The 25,004-nt window shown below is 61.0% G+C and carries 20 protein-coding genes and 1 pseudogene; 8 read left to right on the top strand and 13 right to left on the bottom strand.

What is annotated here, in order from left to right; translation table 11 throughout:
* Positions 1–14: 14 nt before the first annotated feature.
* The 6 genes from J2046_RS14670 to J2046_RS14645 all read right to left on the bottom strand — a co-directional run bounded on the left by J2046_RS14670 (position 15) and on the right by J2046_RS14645 (position 7,609).
* Positions 15–1,169 (bottom strand): DUF930 domain-containing protein, encoded by a 1,155-nt coding sequence (locus tag J2046_RS14670; RefSeq protein WP_210052930.1) that lies wholly within the window; start codon positions 1,167–1,169, stop codon positions 15–17.
* Positions 1,170–1,365: 196 nt separating this feature from the next.
* Complete coding sequence (locus J2046_RS14665; RefSeq protein WP_037147922.1) at positions 1,366–1,656, bottom strand: GYD domain-containing protein; 291 nt, start codon at positions 1,654–1,656, stop codon at positions 1,366–1,368.
* Positions 1,657–1,812: 156 nt separating this feature from the next.
* Positions 1,813–3,873, bottom strand: a complete 2,061-nt coding sequence (rpoD, locus tag J2046_RS14660) for an RNA polymerase sigma factor RpoD (RefSeq protein ID WP_210052929.1) — start codon at positions 3,871–3,873, stop codon at positions 1,813–1,815.
* Between the two features lie 415 nt (positions 3,874–4,288).
* Complete coding sequence (locus J2046_RS14655; RefSeq protein ID WP_210053413.1) at positions 4,289–4,636, bottom strand: GFA family protein; 348 nt, start codon at positions 4,634–4,636, stop codon at positions 4,289–4,291.
* Positions 4,637–4,722: 86 nt separating this feature from the next.
* On the bottom strand, positions 4,723–6,717 hold the full coding sequence (gene dnaG, locus J2046_RS14650; RefSeq protein WP_210052927.1) for a DNA primase: 1,995 nt from the start codon (positions 6,715–6,717) through the stop codon (positions 4,723–4,725).
* 439 nt (positions 6,718–7,156) lie between these two features.
* A complete protein-coding gene (locus J2046_RS14645; RefSeq protein ID WP_411828504.1) occupies positions 7,157–7,609 on the bottom strand; it encodes a GatB/YqeY domain-containing protein in 453 nt (150 codons plus the stop codon).
* Positions 7,610–7,933: 324 nt separating this feature from the next.
* Between J2046_RS14645 and carA the strand changes: the two genes are divergently transcribed.
* On the top strand, positions 7,934–9,139 hold the full coding sequence (gene carA / locus J2046_RS14640) for a glutamine-hydrolyzing carbamoyl-phosphate synthase small subunit (RefSeq protein ID WP_210052925.1): 1,206 nt from the start codon (positions 7,934–7,936) through the stop codon (positions 9,137–9,139).
* 98 nt (positions 9,140–9,237) lie between these two features.
* Positions 9,238–9,360, top strand: a pseudogene (locus tag J2046_RS34340) (antibiotic biosynthesis monooxygenase); the annotation flags it as partial.
* 30 nt (positions 9,361–9,390) lie between these two features.
* Here the strand turns inward: J2046_RS34340 and J2046_RS14635 are convergent.
* The 3 genes from J2046_RS14635 to J2046_RS14625 form a co-directional block, all read right to left on the bottom strand.
* Entirely contained in the window at positions 9,391–9,540 is a 150-nt protein-coding gene (locus J2046_RS14635) for a hypothetical protein (protein ID WP_210052924.1), read from the bottom strand.
* A gap of 80 nt (positions 9,541–9,620) precedes the next feature.
* Entirely contained in the window at positions 9,621–11,015 is a 1,395-nt protein-coding gene (locus J2046_RS14630) for an MATE family efflux transporter (protein WP_210052922.1), read from the bottom strand.
* Positions 11,016–11,143: 128 nt separating this feature from the next.
* Positions 11,144–12,403 carry a TCR/Tet family MFS transporter gene (locus J2046_RS14625; protein ID WP_210052920.1) on the bottom strand — a complete coding sequence of 420 codons (1,260 nt, stop codon included), beginning with the start codon at positions 12,401–12,403 and terminating at the stop codon, positions 11,144–11,146.
* 188 nt (positions 12,404–12,591) lie between these two features.
* Here J2046_RS14625 and J2046_RS14620 point away from each other — a divergent pair, with 188 nt between their 5' ends.
* Positions 12,592–13,071 (top strand): DUF2938 domain-containing protein, encoded by a 480-nt coding sequence (locus tag J2046_RS14620; RefSeq protein WP_210052918.1) that lies wholly within the window; start codon positions 12,592–12,594, stop codon positions 13,069–13,071.
* A gap of 4 nt (positions 13,072–13,075) precedes the next feature.
* Here J2046_RS14620 and J2046_RS14615 read toward each other — a convergent pair whose 3' ends face one another.
* Positions 13,076–13,399, bottom strand: a complete 324-nt coding sequence (locus J2046_RS14615) for an ArsR/SmtB family transcription factor (RefSeq protein WP_037147935.1) — start codon at positions 13,397–13,399, stop codon at positions 13,076–13,078.
* 50 nt (positions 13,400–13,449) lie between these two features.
* Between J2046_RS14615 and J2046_RS14610 the strand changes: the two genes are divergently transcribed.
* The gene (locus J2046_RS14610; protein WP_210052916.1) at positions 13,450–13,932 is read left to right on the top strand and encodes an SRPBCC family protein; all 483 of its coding nucleotides are present in this window, start codon (positions 13,450–13,452) and stop codon (positions 13,930–13,932) included.
* A gap of 737 nt (positions 13,933–14,669) precedes the next feature.
* On the opposite strand, the gene ypfJ is transcribed toward J2046_RS14610, so the two are convergent.
* The 3 genes from ypfJ to J2046_RS14595 form a co-directional block, all read right to left on the bottom strand.
* Positions 14,670–15,572, bottom strand: coding sequence for a KPN_02809 family neutral zinc metallopeptidase (gene ypfJ / locus J2046_RS14605; protein WP_210052914.1), 903 nt, complete (start codon positions 15,570–15,572; stop codon positions 14,670–14,672).
* A gap of 95 nt (positions 15,573–15,667) precedes the next feature.
* Positions 15,668–16,894, bottom strand: coding sequence for an MFS transporter (locus tag J2046_RS14600; RefSeq protein ID WP_210052912.1), 1,227 nt, complete (start codon positions 16,892–16,894; stop codon positions 15,668–15,670).
* 143 nt (positions 16,895–17,037) lie between these two features.
* Entirely contained in the window at positions 17,038–17,520 is a 483-nt protein-coding gene (locus J2046_RS14595) for a DUF2306 domain-containing protein (RefSeq protein ID WP_210052910.1), read from the bottom strand.
* A gap of 104 nt (positions 17,521–17,624) precedes the next feature.
* On the opposite strand from J2046_RS14595, the gene J2046_RS14590 reads away from it, so the two are divergent.
* The 4 genes from J2046_RS14590 (at position 17,625) to J2046_RS14575 (ending at position 24,832) form a co-directional block, all read left to right on the top strand.
* Complete coding sequence (locus tag J2046_RS14590) at positions 17,625–18,434, top strand: LytTR family DNA-binding domain-containing protein (RefSeq protein WP_210052908.1); 810 nt, start codon at positions 17,625–17,627, stop codon at positions 18,432–18,434.
* Positions 18,435–18,588: 154 nt separating this feature from the next.
* Positions 18,589–22,074, top strand: coding sequence for a carbamoyl-phosphate synthase large subunit (gene carB / locus J2046_RS14585; RefSeq protein WP_210052906.1), 3,486 nt, complete (start codon positions 18,589–18,591; stop codon positions 22,072–22,074).
* 8 nt (positions 22,075–22,082) lie between these two features.
* Positions 22,083–23,369 carry a UDP-N-acetylglucosamine 1-carboxyvinyltransferase gene (locus tag J2046_RS14580; RefSeq protein WP_210052905.1) on the top strand — a complete coding sequence of 429 codons (1,287 nt, stop codon included), beginning with the start codon at positions 22,083–22,085 and terminating at the stop codon, positions 23,367–23,369.
* Positions 23,370–23,623: 254 nt separating this feature from the next.
* Positions 23,624–24,832: a T6SS phospholipase effector Tle1-like catalytic domain-containing protein gene (locus J2046_RS14575; protein WP_210052903.1), complete on the top strand. Its 1,209-nt coding sequence runs from the start codon at positions 23,624–23,626 to the stop codon at positions 24,830–24,832.
* The last annotated feature ends 172 nt before the right edge of the window (positions 24,833–25,004 follow it).

The following is a 25,004-nucleotide window of genomic DNA, read 5'->3' as shown; positions in this document are numbered from 1 at the left end:
CGGCGACGCGCCGATCAGAATTCCGGAAAGCCCCGCTTGCGCCACTCGCTTTGCGGCACCGGTGCGCCGACATCGAATGCGAAGGAGACAACCTTGGTCGCATCTTCATCGATTTCGCAACGGAAACTGAGATTGTACCAACGCGCGCTTGCCCGGAAAGCACCGCTCCTGACCTCCAGGACGTTTCCTCGCGGCAAACGGTAGACCTGTACGATTTCGGGCCGATATTGCGGAGAGGCATGGCGTAACTGCTCCTGCATTTCCGTAGCGCAAAGCTGGCCGGCCCGCACGCCGCGCGGCACATTGCCCATCGCCGTCGTGGCCACGGGATCGTTGGTCTCTCTTTGCGAGAACAGTGTTTTCGCCTCCGTCAGTTCGGTGGGCTTTTCCGCCGGTGGCGTTTTAGTCGGCTCGCCTTCGGGCTGCGCTGCGGGAGGGGGAGCGACGATATCCGCTTTGGTCGCGTCCGGGGAAGTCTCCGAAGCCGGACCGTTTTGTCGCCGATCGGCAGCCGCAATATCGACCTCAGGCACAGTGACATCATCAGGCACGGGATTTGCCGGAGGCTTTTCGGCGACGACCGGCTCCTCCTCCGAAGGTTTCGCCGGCTCGGCGGTTTCGGCATCCAGTGGGGTTTCGGCCGGGGGTATCTCCGCCTCCTCGGAGGCATTTCCGGTTTCGGATTTCTTCGGCCCGCTATCCTTTTCGCCAAACTCGAAGACCGGACGCAGTACCGGGATAGGCTGTCCCCCAGCCTGCTCGTTCGCAGGAGGCTGCTCGTCCGGCTTCGCCTCTTGTTGCTGCGGCGGCTCGGAAGGCGGCGGCGGCTCTTCTTGTTTGGTCTCTTCCGGCTTCGGCGGCTCAGGTGGAGGCGGCGGCTCCTCCTGCTTGGCCTCTTCCTGCTTCGGCGGTTCGGGCGGCGGGGGAGCTTCTTCCTTCTTCGCCTCTTCCGGCTTCGGTTCTTCCGGAACGGGCTGCTCTTCCGCCTTCGGCTCGGGCTCTTCCGGTGGAGGAACGATCTCCACGTTCACACTCTCCTCTTCCTGCGGCTCCGAAAAATCGAGCGGCAGGTGAAAGAAAAGCACGGCCGCGAAAACGGCATGCAGCAGGATGGAGGCCGGAATGCCCCATCCCATATCGCCGCGCCGCTTCCTGAGTTCGTCCGTCATGGAACCCGATGTAAGATGGAAAGTCGACCGGATCGAGTCCCGATCCATCAAAACAGAACAAATTCCATGTTGCCCGCAGCCTATGGACAGTCACTCGAGAGATCAGTCGCAGCCCGCATGGCATACGGAGGTCTTTTCAATGAGGCCTCCGTATTGGATCCAGCCAACCTCCCGGACATCGAACCTTCACCACGCCTTAGCTGAGGCCGGCGATCAGCTCGCGATACGCATTCTCGGGAAACGCCTTCATGGTGCGCGTCCTGACATTTCCACCCATCCCGAGGGCCAGAATGAAATGGGCCAGGACCGCATCGTCGGGCGCCTCGCACACTGCAACCATGTCGTATTCGCCCATGGTCAGATAGAAATCCTTGAAAGAACCTCCCATTGCTTCCAGCGCTTTCTTGGCGGCATCCAGCCGTTTGGGTGACTCGCGCACGTTCTTGATGCCCTGCTCGGTCCAATTCAGCATCACGATGTAGGTCATTGAAATTCTCCCATGCGGCACCTCCTTGCGGGGCGCCGCCCCAGTTCCGCATCTGTGAGGATGGTACTCCTCCAAGGAGAAGCGCGCAAACCGGCAACAAAAAACCCGGCCTGCCTTCGCAAACCGGGTTTCCAATCTTCATCTCGTAAAGCCCGCTCAGCTATCGAGGAAGCTGCGGAGCTTTCTGGAGCGGCTCGGATGCTTGAGCTTCCTGAGCGCCTTCGCCTCGATCTGACGGATACGTTCGCGGGTGACCGAGAACTGCTGACCGACCTCTTCGAGCGTGTGGTCCGTATTCATGCCGATGCCGAAACGCATGCGCAGCACGCGCTCTTCACGCGGGGTGAGCGAGGCGAGGACGCGGGTCGTCGTCTCGCGCAGGTTCGCCTGGATCGCCGCATCAATCGGCAGAAGCGCGTTCTTGTCCTCGATGAAGTCGCCGAGGTGGCTATCCTCCTCGTCACCCACCGGGGTTTCGAGCGAGATCGGTTCCTTGGCGATCTTCAGGACCTTGCGGACCTTTTCGAGCGGCATGGCGAGCTTTTCGGCCAGTTCCTCCGGCGTCGGCTCGCGGCCGATCTCATGCAGCATCTGGCGCGAGGTGCGGACGATCTTGTTGATCGTCTCGATCATGTGCACCGGAATGCGGATCGTGCGGGCCTGGTCGGCGATCGAACGGGTGATCGCCTGCCGGATCCACCAGGTGGCGTAGGTCGAGAACTTGTAGCCACGGCGATACTCGAACTTGTCGACCGCCTTCATCAGGCCGATATTGCCTTCCTGGATGAGGTCAAGGAACTGCAAACCGCGGTTCGTATACTTCTTGGCGATGGAGATGACGAGGCGAAGGTTCGCTTCGACCATCTCCTTCTTGGCGATGCGCGCTTCGCGCTCGCCCTTCTGCACCATGTGCACGATGCGGCGGAATTCCGAGATCGAAATGCCGGTTTCGGTCGCCAGATTCTGGATCTCCTGGCGGATGTCGCGGATCGTCGTGTTCTCCGCGCGCGCGAATTCCTTCCAGCCGCGCGCCGCCAGATTGGCGATCGACTTCATCCAGTTGGGATCGAGTTCGGCACCCTGGTACTGTTCCAGGAACGAGTCGCGCTTGACACCGTAGGACTCGGCAAGACGCAACAGGCGGCCTTCGTTCTGCACAAGGCGCTTGTTGATGTCGTAGAGCTGCTCGACGAGGGCGTCGATGCGGTTCTGGTTGAGCGACAGCGACTTGACCGCCGTGATCAGCTCGTCCTTGAGCTCCTTGTAGCGGCGCTCCTGGGCGGACGACAGCGTACCGGTAGCGGCAAGCCGCTGCTCGACCTGCTGGTCCTGCAGCTTGCGCAGCTTCTTGTATGTGTCGGCGATCAGGTCGAGGGTTTCCATGACCTGCGGACGCAGTTCCGCTTCCATCGCCGCAAGCGACAGGTTGGACTCGTCGTCGTCCTCTTCCTCTTCCTCGAGGGCCATGCCTTCTCCGCCGACGGCGGTGATGTCGTCGTCATTGGCGGCGGAGAAGCGAGCCTTGCGGCTCTTTTCCTTCTCTTCCGCAGCCTTCCGGTCGGCCTCGATCTTCTCCGGGCTCTGGAACTGCGGCGCAGCCTTCGCCTCGGGACCGGAATAGGTCGTTTCGAGGTCGATGATTTCGCGCAGCAGCGTCGTGCCCTCATTGAGCTCGTCGCGCCAGATGATCAACGCCTGGAAGGTCAGCGGGCTCTCGCAGAGACCGGCGATCATCGTCTCGCGGCCGGCTTCGATGCGCTTGGCGATCGCAATTTCGCCTTCGCGCGACAGAAGCTCGACGGAACCCATCTCGCGCAGGTACATGCGCACCGGATCGTCGGTGCGGTCGGTCGGTTCCTTCTTCTTGGCGGTCGCAAGCGCGGTACTGGAGGTGGTGGCGAGTTCGCCGCCTTCGCTCTCCTCGCCGTCGCTGTCGCCTTCGTCGTCGTCACCGGCGGCGGCGTCTTCCGCCTCCTCGTCCTCGACGACGTTGATGCCCATGTCGGAGAGCATCGACATCGTATCCTCGATCTGCTCGGAGGTGACTTCCTCCGAAGGCAGGACCGAATTCAACTCGTCCATGGTGACATAGCCGCGCTTCTTGGCGGCTTTGATCATCTTTTTGACCGCGTCGTCAGAAAGGTCGAGAAGCGGACCATCTTGCGTACCTTCGCGTTCGTTATCTGCTTCTTCGGTTTCTTTGACTTTTGTTGCCATGTATTTCGTCGCTTTCCCTGAACGCCACTTTTGCCGCGCTTCGTGGCCATCGGCTCAAGACGGAATTGACCGCCTTCACCGCGAATCACTGTTCAACACGTAACGGAATGACCTTTAATTCCCGATTACCATTCGGCGGTCGCTTTTGACGCAGGACCGTCCTGTCAGAAGATCACCGGTCATGTTCGGTGCTATTGACCCACTCCGCCTGTTCTGCCTTGAAATGGTGATTCCCACAAATTAACGTTCCGTCAAGCCTTTCCAGAGCCCATGCCCAGGAAAAGTGGAAAAACCCGCCCAAGACAGGCCTAATAGGGGGACGCTCACCAGATTTACCCGATATGTAGGCGGCACGCCCTCAAAGACAAGGGTTTGCACTTGCACAAAGGACGCAGCCTCAGTCCCGCCGCATCACTTAATGGGAAGCGCCGTCATACTGAGTTATCGTGAGTGCCCTGAGGTCGATCTCCGGGACGCATCTTAAATTGATTGCCGTCATTTCTGTTCCATCCGGCATAGTCGCCTCGCTGAAAGGTGCAATGCCGCAATTGGCACAGAAATAATGGGCAATCACATGCTTGTTGAACTGGTAGGTCGAAAGGTTTTCGCGAGGTGTCGTCAATTCGAACTGGCTTCGCGGCACGAAAGCCAGCAGCGAGCCTTTGCGGCGACAGATGGAACAGTTGCATTCCAATGCCTTGTCGAACTCGCCCTCCGCCTCGAAAGCAAGTTCGCCGCAATGGCAGCTCCCCGAAATATGCATCGCCATCCATCTCCTCCTCATTCGCGCCGGCGTAGATTAGAGCGCCCAGATTATTCGGCAAGAGCGTAGCCTCACGGTGTCGCGGGCTAGCCGTGGCTGACGGCGGCCCCCTTCACGCGGCCTGATAGCACGCCGAAACCATCGATGATCGCTTCCTGGTTTTCCATACGCAGGATTTCGAGCTGCACTTCCGAAAGCGCCCTGAGCAGCGGCTCGATCTCGCCGGCATCGCCCGCTTCCGTCGCCTCGGCAATTTCGCGCTCGAGTTCGATCTTCTGGAGCCGCAGTGCCTTGGTGCGCTTGTGGAGAGACAGCGCCTGTCGATAGCCTTCGCGAGCGTCCTCCATTACCGCCTGCTCGGTTGCGGTCCAGAGCCGCGCATTGCGAATCTGCTGGTCGAGAGACTTCAGCAGACCGTCGAAACCCTCGGCGGAAAGCCGCTGTACCAGGTATTCGCGCGCGAGATTGGCGCCGGCGGTCGCCGCTGCCGGCAGCATGGCAGACCAGAAGCGCTGCAGATCACGGTTCTCGAAATCGATAGCGGCGATCTCGTCATATTCTTCAAGGAGAAGCTGCGGATGGTTGACGATGGTGAGCGCCAGCACGCTTTCCCGAAGCGCCGGCAGATCGTGATAGCCACGAACCAGGCCGGAACGGGCAAGCCGGTCGGAGACGCCGAGACCCCGCCCCGCCGCACGCGGCCCTTGCGCTGTTCCTCCCTGCCCCGGCCGGCCGCCGCGCTGAAAACCCTGCCGTCGGTCGTTGCCGCCGCGCGGAACCGGCGCGAAGAAGCTGTTGAGACGATCGCGGATATCCTGCTGATAATAGCGGCGCACATTCTCATCGGCGATGACCGAGATGATCTGCTTCAGCCGCGCCTCAAGCTCGGCACGCTTTTCCGGTGTGTCGAAATTCGCGGAAGCCGCCTCGCGCTGCCAGATCACATCCACCAGCGGCTTGGCTTCCGACAGCACCTTGTCGAAAGGCGCGCGGCCCTCATGCTTGACGAGATCATCCGGATCCTTGCCATCCGGCAGGAGTGCGAAGCGCACCGAACGCCCTGGCTTCAGCAAAGGCAATGCCAGATCGGCAGCCCGGCTTGCGGCGCGCAACCCGGCGCCGTCACCGTCGAAGCAGAGGATCGGTTGCGGCGACATCTTCCAAAGAAGGTCGAGCTGGTTTTCTGTGAGAGCCGTGCCGAGCGGCGCCACGGCATTGTCGACGCCCGCTTGGGCGAGCGCGATGACGTCCATATAGCCCTCGACGGCGATGATCGTGCCGGCCTCGCTTTTGCCGGCACCCGTTTGAGCTGCCCGCCGGGCGCGGGTGAAATTGTAGAGCACCTGCCCCTTGTGAAAGAGCTCGGTTTCCGGTGAGTTCATGTATTTTGCCCGCGCATCCGGTGACATGGCACGACCGCCGAAAGCGATCACCTTTTCCCGCGAAGACAGGATCGGAAACATGATGCGGTCTCGGAAATAGTCGTAGGAAACCGGAATGTCGTCGCCATGCCGCACCAGCCCGCAAGCCTCGATCTGTTCCTTCGGCACACCTTTGCCGGCCAGGAACTCCTTGAGTGCATTGCGGCTTTCCGAAGCGTAGCCGAGCCTGAAGGTCTCGATGGTGCGGCCCGTCAACCCGCGGTCGCGCAAATAGGCGCGCGCCTTGGCACCGCTGGCACTCTGGAGCTGGTCTTGAAAGAAGCGCGCCGCCATCTCCATGACATCAAGCAGCGACATGCGCTCCTTCTCGCGCTTCTCGGCCTGAGGGTCCGGCTGCGGCAGGGCAATGCCTGCGAGGTCGGCAATCTGCTGCACCGCCTCGGGAAAGCTCAGGCCTTCGATATCGGTCAGGAAACGGAAATGATCACCTGAAACACCGCAGCCGAAGCAGTGATAGCGGCCCTTGCGGTCCTCGCAATGAAAGCTCGGGCTCTTCTCGCCGTGGAAGGGACAGCAGGCCCAGTAGTCGCCGCGCGAGACATTGGTCTTCCTGCGATCCCACGTCACCCGGCGGCCGATCACGGCCGATATCGGCACACGGTCGCGGATTTCATCGAGGAAACTGTTGGAAAAGCGCATATTCACCTCTGGGCCAGCCTCCATATAAGCAGAGTGGCACCGCAACACCACTGCCAAGCAAAATACTGCCCGCTATTCACAGGCAGATTTGCGAATGGAGTCTTTCACCTCTCTTCTCCGACATCAGGCGAATTTTGGGCAGACCGAACATCCGCAAAATTACCTTTTTGTAATTTGCCGGATGGAACGCTCTCGACTTAGCGTGAACCTCTATTCCGGACCACCGATGCGTCCCGGACTGCCGAGAGGCCCCGCGCATCGGAGTGCAGAGCTTTTCCAGGCTCTTCGGAACGGCGTAAGCCGCAGCGTATCGCGGCACTTCGTTCCCTTCTTACCGGCGGCAAGTCCGCGGTCGGTCGGCAGGAGGCATAGAAGAGCAAAAAGGCGGGAATCCGAGGATCGGATTCCCGCCTTTTGTATTTCATCGTTCAGATCGAACTTACTTCAAAAGTTCCTTCACCACACCGGAGGCCTTGGCGAAATCCATCTGGCCCGGATATTTTTCCTTCAACGCGGCCATGACCCTGCCCATGTCGCGGAGGCCCTGGGCTCCCGTTTCGGCGATCGTCGCCTGGACGAGCTCGCCAACTTTTGCATCCGACAGCTGCTCAGGCATAAAGCCCTTGATGATGTCGATTTCCTCGCGCTCCTGGGCGGCGAGTTCGGCGCGGCCGGCATCCTCATAGATTTTGGCCGATTCCTCGCGCTGCTTCACCATCTTCTGCAGTATTTGCAGGATGTCGTCATCACTCACCGGATCCTTGCCGAGGCCGCGGTTCGCGATATCACGATCCTTGATCGCGGTCTGAATCAGACGCACCGTCGAAACGCGACGGTTGTCCTTGGCCTTCATGGCAGTCTTGAGCGCTTCAGAAAGCTTGTCGCGCATCATCGTCTTTTTCTCCTTGGGAAAAGCTTGCGCAGGCACCGGGAATTGTGGCTTTTCCTTGTCATTCCGTTGCAGTCATAGACGACCGGTTCGGATCGATCAAATCAATTCACCCGAGCCCTTGAATCCCGGAGGTTTCAATCCCCATGGATTTCTTGGCGGGCGAGATTGACCACCCCGCCTGCTTTGTCTATTTTCCGGCACCTGCACGAGATTTAAATGTCAGGGCTTGCGCCGGGATATACCGCGCGCCCTTTTCTGCGACTATAAATGGCCCTCACAGCCTGTCTCTTCAAGGGACGGGGCCGGTGAGGCAGAAGGATGATCATGACCGCGACCGCTCCCTGGACCACCAAGAAACCCACCGCCGTGCTCGTTCTTGCCGATGGCACGGTGATCGAAGGAACGGGGATAGGCGCGACCGGCAAGGTTACGGCAGAAGTGGTCTTCAACACCGCCCTGACGGGTTACGAGGAAATCCTCACGGATCCGTCCTATCTCGGCCAGATCGTCACCTTCACTTTCCCGCATATCGGCAACGTCGGCACCAATGAAGAGGACATCGAGGACCTGACACCCGCCGCACGGCGCGGGGCAGTCGGCGTCATCTTCAAGGCCGACATCACGGAACCCTCCAACTACCGTGCCGCCAAGCATCTCGATGCCTGGCTGAAGGCACGCGGCGTCATCGGCCTGTCCGGCATAGACACCCGCGCACTCACGGCCTGGATCCGGCAGAACGGTGCACCGAACGCCATCATCGCCCATGACCCGAACGGCGTCTTCGACATGGAAACGCTCAAGGCCGAGGCCAAGGCCTGGAGCGGCCTCGAAGGTCTCGACCTCGCCAAGGACGCGACCTCCGGGCAATCTTCCCAGTGGGTGCAGACGCCCTGGGTCTGGAACGAAGGCTACGGAGAACTCTCGCCGGAAGACGCAAAATACCACATCGTTTGCATCGACTACGGCGTGAAGCGCAACATCCTGCGCCTTTTCTCCGGCCTCGACTGCAAGGTGACCATCGTACCGGCCCAGACATCCGCCGAAGATATCCTCGCATTGAAGCCCGATGGCATCTTCCTGTCGAACGGCCCCGGCGATCCGGCCGCAACCGGCGAATATGCCGTGCCGGTCATCCGTGACATCCTCAAGACGGAGATTCCGACCTTCGGCATCTGCCTCGGTCACCAGATGCTCGGCCTTGCGCTTGGTGCCAAGACCGAAAAAATGCATCAAGGCCATCACGGCGCCAACCATCCGGTCAAAGACCACACGACCGGCAAGGTCGAGATCGTATCCATGAATCATGGCTTCGCGGTCGACTCGAAGTCCCTACCGGAAAGCGTTGAAGAAACGCATGTTTCGCTCTTCGACGGAACGAATTGCGGGCTGCGCGTTGCCGGCAAGCCGGTCTTTTCCGTGCAGCATCACCCGGAAGCCTCCCCCGGCCCCCAGGACAGCCACTATCTCTTCCGCCGTTTCGTCAACCTTGTGCGCGAACGCAAAGGTGAACCGGCGCTCGCTGAACGTTGACTTTCGCGGGCATTTGAAAAATCACGCCAGGCCTATTGACCTCAACTTTGGTTGAGGTTGCATAAGACCCCTGTTCATGTCGAACAGGGGTTTTTCTTATGAGCGAAATGAAGAGCGGACACGTCGTTCGCGTCAATAGATTCTCGGTACCGGCAGACGCCCGTGACAAGTTCATGAGGCTGATCGGAAGGACGCACGACGTCATACGCGCCCAACCAGGCTTTATTGACGATATGGTTCTTGAACAGAATTCAGGCGCCGAGACGTTCAATCTCATCACCATCCTCCAATTCGAGGGTGAACACGTCCTTCAGCCGGTCATTGCGGCTGTAGCCAAAGCGGATGCTGCGGCAGGGATAGATCGGCAGATGCTGAGCCGGCGCCTTGGCGTCGAAACCCATGTGGCCTTCTACTCGCCCGTGATGTTGCCTGAGCTTCTTCCGGCTTGATCCGCTCTTTGACGCCAACGGCCCGCTGATCTTCAGCGGGCTTTCTGCATCTGCCGATGCAGCAGCAGCCAGAAGCGTCCGCACAGGAATGCCGCCGCCGCCGCAAGGCCGAGCACGAAGCCGAACCAGACACCCACCCCCCGGAAGCCGAGCGGGAAGGCGAAAATCCAGGCACAGGCGAAGCCGATCGGCCAATAGGCGATCAGCGCCAGCAGCATCGGCACCCTGGTATCCTTGAGACCGCGAAGCAACCCTGCCCCCACCGCCTGCAAGCCATCGACGACCTGAAAAGCACCGGAAATGATGATGAGCGGCGCAGCAAATTTGAGCAGTGCCTCGGCATCGGGTCGCTTCATATCCAGGAAGAGCGAACCGAGCTCGCGCGGAAAGAGAGCGAAAAGCACGCTCCCTGCCAGCGTAAAGCAGATGCTGATCAGAAGAGCCGACACCGCCGCACGCCGAAGGCCGAGCACATCTCCGCGTCCATTGGCCAATCCGACGCGTACCGTCGCCACCTGCGAAAGTCCGAGCGGGATCATGAAGGCGATGGACGCCAGTTGCAGTGCGATACCGTGCGAGGCGAGTTCGATCTTGCCGAGCATTCCCATCAGCAATGACGCAGCAGCAAAAAGACTGGTTTCGGCGAGAATGGTGAAGCTGATCGGCAAGCCGAGATTGACCACCTCCCGGAATGCCACCCAATCCGGCCTCCAGAAGCGGACAAACAATTCGTAGGCCCGCGTTTTTTCCTTCGCTTCGATATAAGCGATCGAAAGCAGACAGCCGATCGTGGCCGCAGCGATGGATGCCACGGCCGCCCCTTGCAGCCCCAGGGCAGGCGCGCCGAAATTGCCAAAGATGAAGGCATAGTTCATCACCGCATTGGTGAGGAACATGCCGATCGTCACGTAAAGGATGATGCCGCCCCGCTGGAGGCCGCTCAGGAAACCGCGCATCACCATAAGGACCAGATTCGGGAAAATACCCCACTGGATGATGCGCAGGTAGCCCTGCGCCAGCCCGGCGACTTCCGGATCCTGTCCGAGCGCGATCAGCATCGGCTGGGAGAACCACAGGATGGGCGCGGTCACGACGCCATAGGCGATCACCACCCACATGCCCATCCGAACCGAGCGACGGACCGAAACGGAATCACCCCGCCCCAATGCCTGCGCGACCATCGGCACCACGGCGCTTGCAAAGCCCGAACCGAAGATGAAGACGATGAAGAACATCTGGCTGCCGAGAACGACGGCCGCCAGTTCGGTGGTCCCGAGCCAGCCGACCATGATGACATCGGTCGTGTTGATTGCCATCTGGGCGAGCTGTGCGCCGACAAGCGGCACGCCGAGAGCAAATGTCGCCCGCATATGCGAGGACCAGGAATTGTCCGCTGTCCCCTTGAAGGTCGTGGCCCGGCTCGACATGGTCTCCTCCACAGACGAAAAAAGCCGCTTCCAGGAACTGGCGAGCGGCGGATGATGCAGCCTATAGAGGAGCATCATCCGTGCGGCAAGGCTTACGCGCGACCCAGCAGAATTTTTGGCTGGTCCCTTCAAGAAATCTGATGGGAAAGCTCGTTTCCAGCCGGAACTGCCGAAGTTCTCCGCGAAATCCGGGTCAAGAACACCAGGATAGCCACAGCCATGAAGATCGCCGCCATGATGTAAGGCGCGCCGGCAAATTCAATGATTGCCTCTGGACCGGTGAAGGCGCTGAAAAGCTGCGTGAAGATTGCAGGACCGATGATCGTCGTCAGGCTGGTAAGGCTTGTCATCGCCCCCTGAAGCTCGCCTTGCGCCGACGGCGGCACCTTGCCGGCTGCAATGCTCCTCAGCGGCGGGTCGGCGACATTCTCGATTGTCGTCGCAAGGATCACGGCATAGACGACCCATCCTTCCCAGGCCAGGCCATAACCGGTGAGACCGAGACAGGAGAAGGAAAGTCCCAGCACCGCCGTCTTCCACTCGCCGAGAACCGGCACGAGCTTCGGCAGAACGAATCCCATCACGAAGGCTGCGCAAATGCCGAAAAGGCCGAGCGACAGGCCGATCTGCCCCTCGCTCCAGCCGTAGCGATAGGCCGAGACGAAGGCCCAGGCGGACGGATAGACCGCATGGGCCAGCCAATAGAGGAACATCACCAGCATGACCCAGCCGATCCCCGGATAATGGCGCATCTGGCGCAGCGCGCCGAGCGGGTTCGCGCGCCTCCACTCGAATTTGCGGCGATGCGCCCTGCCAAGCGTCTCCGGAAGCAGGAACCAGGCGGCGACGAAATTGGCGAGCGACAGGAGGCCGGCGCCAAGGAAGGGCACCCTCGGTCCGAGCTCGCCAAGCAGGCCGCCGATCACCGGTCCCACCGTGAAGCCGACACCGAATGCAATGCCGATCAGACCAAAATTCTTGGCGCGGTTCTCGTCATTGCTGATGTCGGCGATATAGGCGGAGCATGTGGCGAAACTGCCGCCCGAGATACCTGCGAGGACTCGCCCGACGAACAGCATCCAGAAGCTGGTGGCGGCCGCGCAGATGAGATTGTCGAGCGCGAAGGTGAAGACGGAGGCAAGCAGGATCGGCCGGCGGCCGAAGCGGTCACTCAAGTTGCCGAGCAGAGGCGCAAAGAGGAACTGCATGGCCGAATAGATGAGCAGCAGCCAGCCTCCGTCGACGGCAGCCGCGCTCATGTCGTCGCCGGTGAGTTCGCGCAGAAAGGTCGGCAGCACCGGCATGATGATCGCAATCCCGATGATATCGAGAAATAGGATCATGAAGACGAGGAAAAGGCCGCGGCGGACGAATTTCGGGTCGAGCATCGAGTGTCTCTCTAGGCTTTGATGTTTTCTGGAAAGACGATCGTGTCGCCACGCCGCCTACATAGCCGCAAACGAAAAAGGAAACAATGCGTGAACATTTCAAAGTTTTTGATGAAAGGACAGCCAACCCGCCGGGAAAGATCTATAGGAGTTTGCGTCTCTCCTCGATTCTGTTCCGGCGGCATCCCATGATCGAATTTCTCTGGCGCGGCATCCTGATCGGCATCGGTGCGACCGTCCTCATGGACATCTGGGCCCTCGTGCTTTACCGCGTCTTCGGCCAGCCGAAAGCCAACTGGGCACCGGGCGGCCGCTGGTTCTGGCACCTCTCCCGCGGCAAGGTCTTTCATGAAAGCATCGCCGCTGCCGAACCCTATCACCACGAACTGGCCCTAGGCTGGACGGGTCACTATGCCATCGGCATCGTTTATGGCGTGATCTTCGCCTGGATCGTCGGACCAGGATGGTTCGTCTCGCCGACCTTCGTTCCGGCGTGGATCTTCGGCATCGTCACGGTCGGCGCCGGCTGGTTCCTGTTTCAGCCGGGCATGGGTCTCGGCTGGGCGGCCTCGAAGACGCCCAGGCCGAACAAGGTGCGCTTCCTCAATCTCGTCGCCCACACGGTCTTTGCACTCGGGTTTTACGGTACCGCGTCCCTGATAGGCTGAAGCCCTACCCCTCCAGATCCCGCTTCATCTTGTCGAGCATGTCGACCGCACGCGCCGCGTATGCGCCGATCCAGCGATCGTGGATCGCCTTGATCGGCAGCGGGTTCAGATGGTTCCAGCGCTCCCGCCCCTCGCGCTTCACCAGCACCAGGTCGGCGCCCTCCAGAACCTTCAGATGCTGCATCACCGTGCAGCGGTCGAGTTTCGGGAAGCGGGCACAGAGATCGCCCGTCGTTTTCGGGTGATCTTTCAGAACATCCAGAATCTCGCGGCGAACCGGCGCCGCCAATGCCTTGAAAATCTTGTCACTTTGTTTATCGCTTGACATGTTATGTTTTTATAACATGATAGAACGGGAAAACAAGGGAGAAGAAGACCATGGAACTGAAATTCAAAGTGTCGGGCCGGATTTCGAAACCGGTCGAGGACGTGTTCGAGGCAGTGGTCGATCCGAAAAAGCTTTCGGGCTATTTCACGACCGGCGGCGCGGAAGGCCGGCTCGAAACGGGTGCCACGGTCACCTGGGATTTTCACGATTTTCCCGGTGCCTTTCCGGTCGATGTCGTCGAGGTGGAGAAGAACCGGAAAATCGTCCTTAGATGGGATGCGACGGAGGGCAACCCGGCCGAGCAGGGGCCTGAAAATGTTCTGCCCGCCAATTACAAGACCACGGTGACGATGACCTTCGAGCCGCTGGACGGCAATCGTACGCTCGTGACGATCGCCGAGGAAGGCTGGAGGGAAACGCCCGGCGGGCTTGCGGCCTCCTACGGCAATTGTCAGGGCTGGTCGCAGATGCTCTGCGCCATGAAGGCCTATGTGGAATACGGCATCAATCTGCGCGAGGGGATGTACAAGTAATCCTCTTTCAGGACGTGCTGGCTCGTTCGCCGGCATGCCAGGTCTCCACGCGGCGTAACAACCCGTGGCGTGTCAAAGATCGGAGAGCCCACACGAATGCGGAACCTCATTGAAGTTGTATAAAGTGGCTCCGCATTCGCGTGGCCTTCGGCGTTCTCTCGGGGCTTCCGGCCCCTACAGGTGATCATCTCGCCTCGCTGCATGGCTTCATTCGCGGTCTCCTTTCGGGAAACCTTGCCACTTGGACGGCTCAACCGAACCCGGCCCGGCGGCCAGGGGGAGGCTTGATAGGGAGAAGTCCGGTTTTCCGTTCCGCTCCCATGGCTTTCACCTCTTCCACCGTCCCCGCACGTTACGGTTCCGATGAAAGCGCCGGCTCCCGCCTGCCCGCGAACGTCTCGCGAAACACTCCGGCGACGGAAGCGAGGAGATTGTAGGCACGGAAGAAAGGGGTGGGGAAAATCGGAAGCGATTTTTTCTGCCGATTTCTCACAAAGCTTTGATTTGCCTTGCGACACCCCCCTCTGCCCTACCGGGCATCTCCCCACAAGGGGGGAGATCGGCTGGGCGCACCAGCCTCCTCAAACAAACAACCGTTCTACCCGGCGGACGCTAAATGGGATGGGAAGGTCATGCTACATGTGATCTCCCCCCTTGTGGGGGAGATGTCCGGCAGGACAGAGGGGTGAAGCCGGCCCACCAGGTTAGCCTAGGTCGATAGCCGGAGAACGTGGCCCTCACACATCGCCCGAAAACGTGTCGCAGGCCTTCATGTCGCCGCTGTCGAAGCCGCGTTTGAACCAGCGCATGCGCTGCGCTGACGTGCCGTGATTGAAGCTTTCCGGCACGACATAGCCCTGGCTGCGCTTCTGCAGCGTGTCGTCACCGATCTGCTGGGCTGCGTTCAGCGCCTCCTCGAGGTCGCCGCGCTCCAGAATGCCCTTCTGCTCGGTGAACTTGCCCCACACGCCGGCAAAGCAATCCGCTTGAAGTTCAACCCGCACCGACATCTGGTTCGCCTCGGTTTCGCTCATGCGCTGGCGGGCCTGATTGAAGCGCGGCAATATGCCAAGCAGGTTCTGCACGTGATGGCCGACCTCGTGCGCGACCACGTAGGCCTCGGCGAAGTCGCCGGCCGCATTGAAGCGCTGCTCCAGCTCCTGGAAGAAAGCGGTGTCGAGATAGACCTTGCGGTCGCCCGGGCAATAGAACGGACCTGTCGCGGAGGAAGCAAAGCCGCAGGCCGAACTCACCTGGCCAGAGAAGAGCACCAGAGTCGGTTCCTGATAGCGCTGGCCGTTCGCCTCGAAAATGCCGTTCCAGGTGTCTTCCGTCTCGGCAAGAATGGTGCGCATGAAGGCCGTGGTATCGTCATTGGCGGGCGCCTGGCTGCCGGCCTGCTGCTCGTAGCCGGAACCGCCAAGGTTGATATCGCCGCCCGAAAGCAGCGTCAGCGGATTGATGCCGGCAATCCAGCAGACGATCAGGATAAGGACGATACCACCGATGCCGATGCCCCCGCCGCGGCGTCCGCCGCCGCCCACGGGGATGCGGAAACCACCCCGACCCATGGAACCACCCATGGAAGCTCCACGCCGGTCCTCGACGTTATCCGATTGACGGCGGCCTCTCCATTCCATTCCCCGGTTCTCCTTTGGCGAATATGCTCATCGGGCGATATAGCGCATATCGCGGCGAAATCGAGATTGGTTGCCCGTCTTTGTGCGGCCCGCCCTCAGGCGACCCGGAGGGCCTTTTTGCCCGGCAGGAAGATGGTGAGCAATCCGAGCGCCGGAAGGAAAGCGCAGACCGTGTAGACGAATGTGATGCCGTAATGGTCGGCAAAGATGCCGAGCACCGCAGCGGCAATGCCTCCGATCCCGAAGGCTATCCCGAAGAAGATACCGGCGATCATACCGACCCGGCCCGGCACCAGTTCCTGTGCCATGACGACGATCGCCGGGAAGGACGATGCCATGATGAAGCCGATGATGGCCGATAGCGCAATCGTCACCGGCAGATTGGCGAAAGGCATGGCGAGCGTGAAGGGCAGCACGCCGAGAATGGAGAACCAGATCACCACCTTCGAACCGAACCGGTCGCCGATCGGTCCGCCGATGACTGTGCCGAGCGCCACGGCGCCGAGGAAGATGAACAGCATGATCTGCGACTGCTGAACCGTCACGCCGAAACGCTCGATGACGAAGAAAGTGTAGTAGCTGCCGATCGACGCCATGTAGGCATTCTTGGAGAAAGTCAGAAGCGCCAGCACCGCGAGCGCAATGGCGACCGTCCGCCTTGACAGGTTGTGGACGTTCAGCACCCGCTTGCGCCCTTTGTTGGCGATCATATGCGCCTTGTACCAGCGCGCCACTCCGGTGAGGATGATGATGCCGAGCATGGCGCCGATCGAGAACCAGGCGACACTCCCCTGCCCGTTCGGCACGATGATGAAGGCGGCGAGCAGAGGGCCGATCGACTGGCCGAAATTGCCGCCGACCTGGAAGACCGACTGCGCGAAACCATAACGGCCTCCCGAGGCAAGCCGCGCGACCCGCGATGATTCCGGATGGAAGACGGCGGAGCCGATGCCAATCAGCGAGGCGGCTACGACCAGTACGGCATAGGAATGCGCGCTCGCCAGCATGAAAAGGCCGATGAACGTCGAGCCCATGCCAACCGGCAGCGAATACGGAAAAGGCTTCTTGTCGGTAACGATGCCGATCACCGGCTGGAGGAGCGAGGCCGTGCACTGGAACGCCAGCGTCAGGATGCCGATCTGCCAGAAATCCAGCGCGTAATCCGTCTTCAGCATCGGGTAGATCGATGAGATCATCGACTGCATGATGTCGTTGATCATGTGGCAGAAGCTGACTGCCAGGATGATCGGCAACACCGTCACTTCAGCCGCGGCGGCTGCCATCGTGGGGCTGGAGACGGGTTCTGAGGTTGCATCGGCCATCGTCGTTTCCTCCGCGCAAGCGGTCGTCGTCTCGGATGGCCGTTGCTACAGTTCTCTTTCCTGCAGCACTAATCCGGTAAGCCCAGCCTGTCCATGTCAGCAAGGCTGCTATCGGTACGGTTCGGAAATTTTTCTGACGGAAATCAAGTCTCGCGCGCTGCAAGCTTGCGCTGCAAAAACAGCAGCCCCGCGATCGCGGCAATGGCAAGCAGCAGGCCCCAGTCGGGTCCGCCGGAAAAGACGACGGCGTTCATGATTCGCCCGGGAATGAGCGTGAACAGGCCGGCGGCCACGATGCCGCCGATATACATGCCGATTACCGACGCCTTATGCGCCCGGATATTGTGGACCCGTGCGGCGCTGATCGCCCGCCAGACACCGACAAGCACGAAGATCGAGAGCAGATGGATCGGACCGAAGCCATAGAACAAATTGATCTCGTGGATGAAGAAGCTGGAGAAAGAGGTGATGACCATCAGCGCCATCCAGATCTTGCCGAGCAGCCGGTGTGCGGGCGTGCCCTTTCGGTTCACGAGGATATAGGCACCGAGCACGGCGGCCGGCAGGACGGCTGCCACATGGATCTGCACGGCAAGCGGGGAATCGAGAAGCGGATGGAGATTCATGAAGAACGCCTCATGGAATTCGTCGAGCGATTGAACTTGGCGCCTGTTTCCGCCACAACTTCCTCCACCCTCAACCGGAATGGCGCAGACGGCGGATAAACTTCGTGATTCACCCGTTTTTCAGCTCCACGCTTCGTGAATTGCAGCTCTTCATCCTCTCCCGGCGCTTCTGGGCGACCTTCGCGCTTATCGTTCTCATCTTCGCGGTCAGCGGTCCCTACGGCACTTCGGAACGAATGATGTTCGGCGTCCGGCTCGGTTACTGGCTGATCGTGCATGCGGTCACCTGGACGATCGCCGTCTGTTTTTCCGTCATCGCCGAAGTGCTGTTGCGCAATCGCCTTCGCCATACGCTGGCGCGGATGATGATCGGTTCACTGTTCGCTGCCCTGCCGATCGGCTTTGCGCTCGGCGTGATCGACTTCGCCTTTTCCGGCGCATGGAACGAGATGAACAACGGCCTGCAGCGGGCGCTGGTGGCCCTGCCGCTTTGCGCCCTCTTCTGCCTGCTCACTTATACCGCCATGCACCGGCAGATCGCCGAGGTTTCGACACCGCAGCCGGCAACGCCCGCACCGGGGTCGTCGATACGATTGGCGGACCCGGAAATCCTCAGCCGCCTCAAACCACAAAACCGCGGCCCGCTCGTTCGGCTCTCGGTTCAGGACCATTATACGGAAGTGGTCACGACGCGCGGCCAGGAGCTGATCCTGCTGCGCTTTGCGGATGCCTTGAGAGAGCTCGGCACTACGCCCGGGCTCCAGGTTCACCGGTCGCATTGGGTGGCGGATCAGCATGTCGAGAAACTGAGGCGCGATGGCGGCAAACTGTTCGTTGTCATGAAGGGCGGCGCGGAAGTCCCCATCAGCCGGCCCAACATGGATGCGGCGAAGGCGCGTTTCGGAGACCTTTAAGGATTCTGTCGATTTGGCGATTTATGGGGTTCCGTTCGGAAAAACATTTGCCTATAAGCCGCTTCTAGCCTGAAAAGACCTTAAGTTGCGCACCCGGCCGGCAAATCTTCGCCCTGGCCGGTTTTTCGCGCAGGAAAAAAGCGGAAAGACTTCTATGCCCAAGCGCCAAGATATCAAATCGATCCTCATCATCGGCGCGGGCCCGATCGTCATCGGCCAGGCATGCGAGTTCGACTATTCCGGCACCCAGGCCTGCAAGGCGCTGCGAGAGGAAGGCTACCGGGTCATCCTGGTCAATTCCAACCCGGCGACGATCATGACTGATCCCGGCCTTGCCGACGCGACCTATGTCGAGCCGATCACCCCGGAAGTCGTCGCCAAGATCATCGCCAAGGAACGCCCCGACGCGCTGCTGCCGACCATGGGCGGCCAGACGGCGCTGAACACGGCTCTCTCCCTGAAGCGCATGGGCGTGCTCGACCGCTACAATGTCGAGATGATCGGCGCCAAGCCCGCCGCGATCGACAAGGCCGAGGACCGCGCCCTCTTCCGCGAAGCGATGGCCAAGATCGGGCTGGAAACACCGAAATCGATGTTGGCCAATGCCACCGACATCAAGGATGCCGACCGCAAGACCCATGAGGCCGAGCGCGCCAAGCTGCGCGACAGCCTTTCCGGCGCCGATCTCGACAAGGCGCTCGACGCGCTGGAAAACCAGTGGAACCTCGGCGAGAGCGACCGCAAGCAGCGCTATATGAGCCATGCCATGGCGATCGCCGCCCAAGCGCTCGATCATGTCGGCCTTCCGGCGATCATCCGGCCCTCCTTCACGCTCGGCGGCACGGGCGGTGGCATCGCCTACAACCGCTCGGAATTCTTCGAGATCGTCTCGGGCGGCCTCGACGCCTCGCCGACCACCGAAGTGCTGATCGAGGAATCCGTGCTCGGCTGGAAAGAGTATGAGATGGAAGTGATCCGCGACAAGGCGGACAACTGCATCATCATCTGCTCGATCGAGAACATCGATCCGATGGGCGTCCACACGGGCGATTCGATCACGGTTGCGCCGGCACTGACGCTGACCGACAAGGAATACCAGATCATGCGCAACGCCTCGATCGCGGTGCTGCGCGAGATCGGCGTCGAGACCGGCGGCTCGAACGTCCAGTTCGCCGTCAACCCGAAGGACGGCCGCCTCGTCGTCATCGAGATGAACCCGCGCGTCTCGCGCTCCTCGGCGCTGGCCTCGAAGGCGACCGGCTTCCCGATCGCCAAGGTCGCGGCGAAGCTCGCCGTCGGCTATACGCTGGACGAGCTCGAAAACGACATCACCGGCGGCGCGACGCCCGCCTCATTCGAACCGTCGATCGACTATGTCGTGACGAAGATCCCGCGCTTCGCCTTCGAGAAATTCCCGGGCGCCGAGCCTACCCTGACGACCGCGATGAAATCGGTCGGCGAGGTCATGGCGATCGGCCGGACCTTTGCGGAATCGCTGCAGAAGGCCTTGCGCGGCCTCGAAACCGGCCTCACCGGTCTCGATGAGATCGAAATCCCCGGCCTCGAAGAGGGCGAAGACCGCCACAACGCCATTCGTGCCGCGATCGGCACCCCGACGCCTGACCGACTGCGCATGGTCGCCCAGGCGCTGCGCATGGGCATGTCCGAGGCGGAAGTTCATGAGGCCTGCAGGATCGACCCGTGGTTCATCGCCCAGTTCAAGGCGATCATCGACATGGAGGCCCGCATCCGCGAGCACGGCCTGCCGACCGACGCTGAAAACCTGCGTATGCTGAAGGCCATGGGTTTCTCCGACGCCCGCCTCGCGAGCCTCACGGCCAAGCGCCCGAAGGAAGTCGCCGAACTGCGCAACAGCCTCGGCGTCCGCCCGGTCTTTAAGCGCATCGACACCTGCGCCGCCGAGTTCGCCTCGCCGACCGCCTACATGTACTCGACCTACGAGACACCCTTCGTCGGCGCGCTTCGGTCGGAAGCAGAAGTCTCCGCTCGGAAGAAGGTCGTGATCCTCGGCGGCGGCCCGAACCGTATCGGCCAGGGCATCGAGTTCGATTATTGCTGCTGCCATGCCGCCTTCGCGCTGAAGGATGCGGGTTATGAAGCGATCATGATCAACTGCAACCCGGAAACGGTCTCGACCGATTACGACACGTCCGACCGCCTCTATTTCGAACCGCTGACGGCAGAGGACGTGATCGAGATCCTGCGCGCCGAGCAGGAAAAGGGCGAAGTGGTCGGCGTCATCGTCCAGTTCGGCGGCCAGACGCCGCTGAAGCTCGCCGAGGCGCTCGAAAAGAACGGCATCCCGATCCTGGGCACAGCGCCGGACATGATTGACCTGGCCGAAGACCGCGACCGCTTCCAGAAACTGCTGATGAAGCTCGACCTCAACCAACCGAGGAACGGCATCGCCTATTCGGTCGAACAGGCACGCCTCGTCGCCGCTGAGATCGGCTTCCCGCTGGTGGTGCGCCCCTCCTACGTGCTCGGCGGTCGCGCCATGCAGATCATCCATTCGGAATCGATGCTGCAGACCTACCTGCTCGACACCGTCCCGGGCCTCGTGCCGGAAGACATCAAGCAGCGCTACCCGAACGACAAGACCGGCCAGATCAATACTCTGCTCGGCAAGAACCCGCTGCTCTTCGACAGCTACCTGACCAATGCGATCGAAGTGGACGTCGACTGCCTTTCCGACGGCACGGACGTCTATGTCGCCGGCATCATGGAGCATATCGAGGAGGCCGGCATCCATTCAGGCGATAGCGCCTGCTCGCTGCCGCCCCGTTCGCTCTCGAAGGAGACGCTTGACGAACTGGAACGCCAGGCCAAGGCAATGGCGAAGGCGCTCAATGTCGGCGGCCTGATGAACGTCCAGTTCGCCATCAAGGACGGCACGATCTACGTGCTCGAAGTCAACCCGCGCGCCTCGCGCACCGTGCCCTTCGTCGCCAAGACCATCGGCGCACCGATCGCCAAGATCGCCGCCCGCGTCATGGCCGGCGAAAAGCTCGACGCGACCTTCGCCGCCTATGGCAAAAAGCCCGATCCGCGGGCGCTGAAGCATATCGCGGTCAAGGAAGCCGTCTTCCCGTTCGCCCGCTTCCCGGGCGTCGACACGCTGCTCGGCCCGGAAATGCGGTCGACCGGCGAAGTCATCGGCCTCGACACGGATTTCGCGCTCGCCTTCGCCAAGAGCCAGCTCGGTGCCAATGTCGAACTGCCGCGCGACGGGACCGTCTTCGTCTCCGTCCGCGACGAGGACAAGGCGCGTGTGCTTCCGGCGATACGCATTCTGACCGAGATCGGCTTCAAGGTGCTCGCAACCGGCGGCACCGCCCGCTTCCTTGGCGAACACGGCATCACCGCCACCAAGATCAACAAGGTGCTCGAAGGCCGTCCGCATATCGAGGATGCGATCCGCAACCGCCAGGTCCAGCTCGTCATCAACACGACCGACGGCAATAAGGCGATCTCGGATTCGAAGTCGTTGCGCCGCGCGACGCTGATGCAGAAGGTGCCCTACTACACCACCATGGCCGGCGCCGAAGCGGCAGCACTCGCCATCAAGGCGCTGAAGGCCGGAAATCTCGAAGTCCGGCCGTTGCAGAGCTATTTTTAGGAAAACCGATGGCTGACCTGATCATCGACGGCGGGCGCCCAGTCTCCGGAACAGTTCGGCCCTCCGGCAACAAGAATGCCGTCCTGCCGATGCTGTGTGCCTCATTGCTGACCGATGAGGCGGTGACACTGGAGAATGTGCCCGAGATCAGCGACATCGACAAATTGCTGCAGTATTTCGCGGCGATGGGCTCGACTATCGACCGCGATCTGGATGGTCAGCGTCTGACGATCAGGCATGATGCAGGAGCCTTCAGGAACGGCCAGGCGGAACTGCCCGTCGGCATCCGCGCCGCCGTCCTACTCCTCGGTCCGGTCCTGATGCGCAACGGTCGGCTGACATTCGACACTACCGCCAAGGGCTGCGCGCTGGGTGTGCGCGAGATCGACCCGCATCTCGACATCATCGAGAGGCTGGGCGGCCGCATCGTCGCCAATCATCCCTACGAGATCGAGCGTCCGGGCGTGATGGTCGGAGCGGACCTGTGGCCGGACTATGCTTCGGTAACCGCGACGGAAACCTTTGCGATGATTGCCGCGCTCGCGGAAGGCACGTCCACACTCACCAATGCAGCCTCCGAACCGCATGTGCAGGCGCTGTGCGAGATGCTGCTGGCCATGGGCGCCAGGATCGAAGGTATTGGCACCTCGCGCCTTACAATTCATGGTGTCGATCGCCTCGGCGGCACGGTCGCACGCGTTCCCGACGATCACCATGAGGTCGCAACCTATCTGGCCATCGGCGCAGTCACCGGCGGACGCCTGACCGTCGAAACGGATATGGGCGCGCATATGCCGCTGATCCTGCGCCAGTTCGAAAAGCTTGGCCTCCGCTTCGAAATCGGCGATGGAGCGATCACCGCAAGTGGCTGGACGCGCTCGATCACCGAACCCTACACGCTGGAAATGCTGCCCAAGATCGAGGCCGCGCCCTGGCCCTATTTCCCTGCCGATCTCCTGCCGCAGGCGATTGGCGTGTCGGTCGGCTGCACTGGCGATATCCTGTTCTGGAACAAGGTCTACGAAGGCGCGCTCGGTTGGAGTTCCGAGCTTTTGAAATTCGGTGCGCGGGTGCATCTGTCTGATCCGCATCGCCTGATTGTCTGTGGCGGCAACCAATTACGTCCGGCTACAGTCGAGGCTCCTTACATCATCCGTGTGGTGCTCGCGTTGTTCATCGCCGCCATCCAGATCGATGGCCGCTCCACCATCCGCAATGCCGACCCGATCCGCCGCGCCTATCCGCATTTTGTCGAGAAGCTCACCGCGCTCGGCGCCGAGGTGCGCTGGCAATAGCCCCTTTGATACGGCCGATGCCGCGTATAGTGTAAGCTGGCGCGCGAACCGCGGTATCGGGGACGGAAGCCGCAGGCACTCGCCATCAAGGCGCTGAAGGCCGGAAATCTCGAAGTCCGGCCGCTGCAGAGCTATTTCTGATCTTGAGCCATGCCGTGCAGGCCAGAGGGGGCCTTCACGGCACATCCCAGCAAATTTGCACCCATCCCCACCCGGTGTTAGCCTCCCGCCCGAGATAAGATCGGGGGGAGTTCATGTCGAAAAACATCGTCATCCTCTTCGACGGCACGTCGAATGATATTTCGGCGGATCGGACCAATATCCTGAGGCTGTTCGGCACGCTCAAACGGTCGGCCGAGCAGATCGTCTATTACGACCCCGGTGTCGGCACCTTCGGTGCGGCCAATGCCTGGTCCAGATTCTACCGGAAATCCCTCGAAGTGTGGGGTCTTGCGACCGGCTGGGGCCTCGACCAGAACGTCAAGGAAGCCTACCGTTTTTTGGTCGAGAACTACGACCAGGGTCCTGCCGATGCCGATGGCCGCCATCCCGACCGCGACCGCATCTATATCTTCGGCTTCAGTCGCGGCGCCTATTCGGCACGCGTGCTGGCCGGCTTCATCCATGCTTTCGGCCTGACGACCAGATATCACCTCAATCTGCTCGATTACGCCTACAGGACCTACAAGGGCATCCCTGATCAGGAGGAGAGCGGTGAAAATGCCGCCGGCGAGGGAGAATCGCCATCAGCTTTCCTGAGCATGCGGCTCTACGAGCGGATGCTCCGTAACGACCGCCCGCCGATCAGGCTGCTTGGACTCTTCGATACGGTGGCTTCTGTCATCGAGCCCGGCAAGTGGCATCCCCAGTTCAAGACGCATCCCTTTACCCGCAAGAACCCCAGCGTCGAATTCGTCCGGCATGCGGTGGCGATCGACGAGCGGCGCACCATGTTCCAGCCCGAACTCTGGACGCCTGGACAGGAGTATTGGGGAAGCCCCTTCAAGCCGAAGACCCCTGCGCCACAGGATTTCAAGGAGGTCTGGTTCGCGGGCGTCCATGGCGATGTGGGCGGCGGATACGCGGAAGAGGAAAGCGGCCAGATCAAGATACCGCTCGACTGGATGATCCGCGAGACGGAACCGGCAGGGCTCGTCTACGTCACGCGCACGATCAACAACATCGTGCTCGGCAGGAACGACAACAAATACGTTCCTCTCGAACCGCTGGCATCCCTCCATGATTCCATGACGATCGGCTGGAAAATCCTCGAATATGCCCCGCGCAGCGTACCCGAGACCTCCTGGCGCAAACGCGGGCATCGGGGCAGGTTCTACATACCGCTCGGCGACCGGCGCCTGGTGCCGGAGGGAGCGATGATCCACGAAACGGTCAGGGCGCGCATGAACGCGGGCGGCTACAATCCGCCCAACCTGCCGGACAATCCACAATTCGTTGCCTGAACTCATCATCCTGCACCCCCTGTGGAAACAGCCGCATCCGGCAACGCCGGCCCGGATATCCGGGCGATTTCCGGCGATTTCCTCACTCGCTTTGTTCTTCGAATGTTCCTTCACCCGCTTGTCAAGTCATTGACAAAACGGCGACCTTGGATTCTCATGTGAGCGTGGGGAA

Source organism: Neorhizobium petrolearium (assembly GCF_017873175.1).
Taxonomy (GTDB): domain Bacteria; phylum Pseudomonadota; class Alphaproteobacteria; order Rhizobiales; family Rhizobiaceae; genus Neorhizobium; species Neorhizobium petrolearium.
The sequence above is the reverse complement of the archived record's forward strand: the minus strand, read 5'-3'. Positions and strand labels throughout refer to the sequence as shown.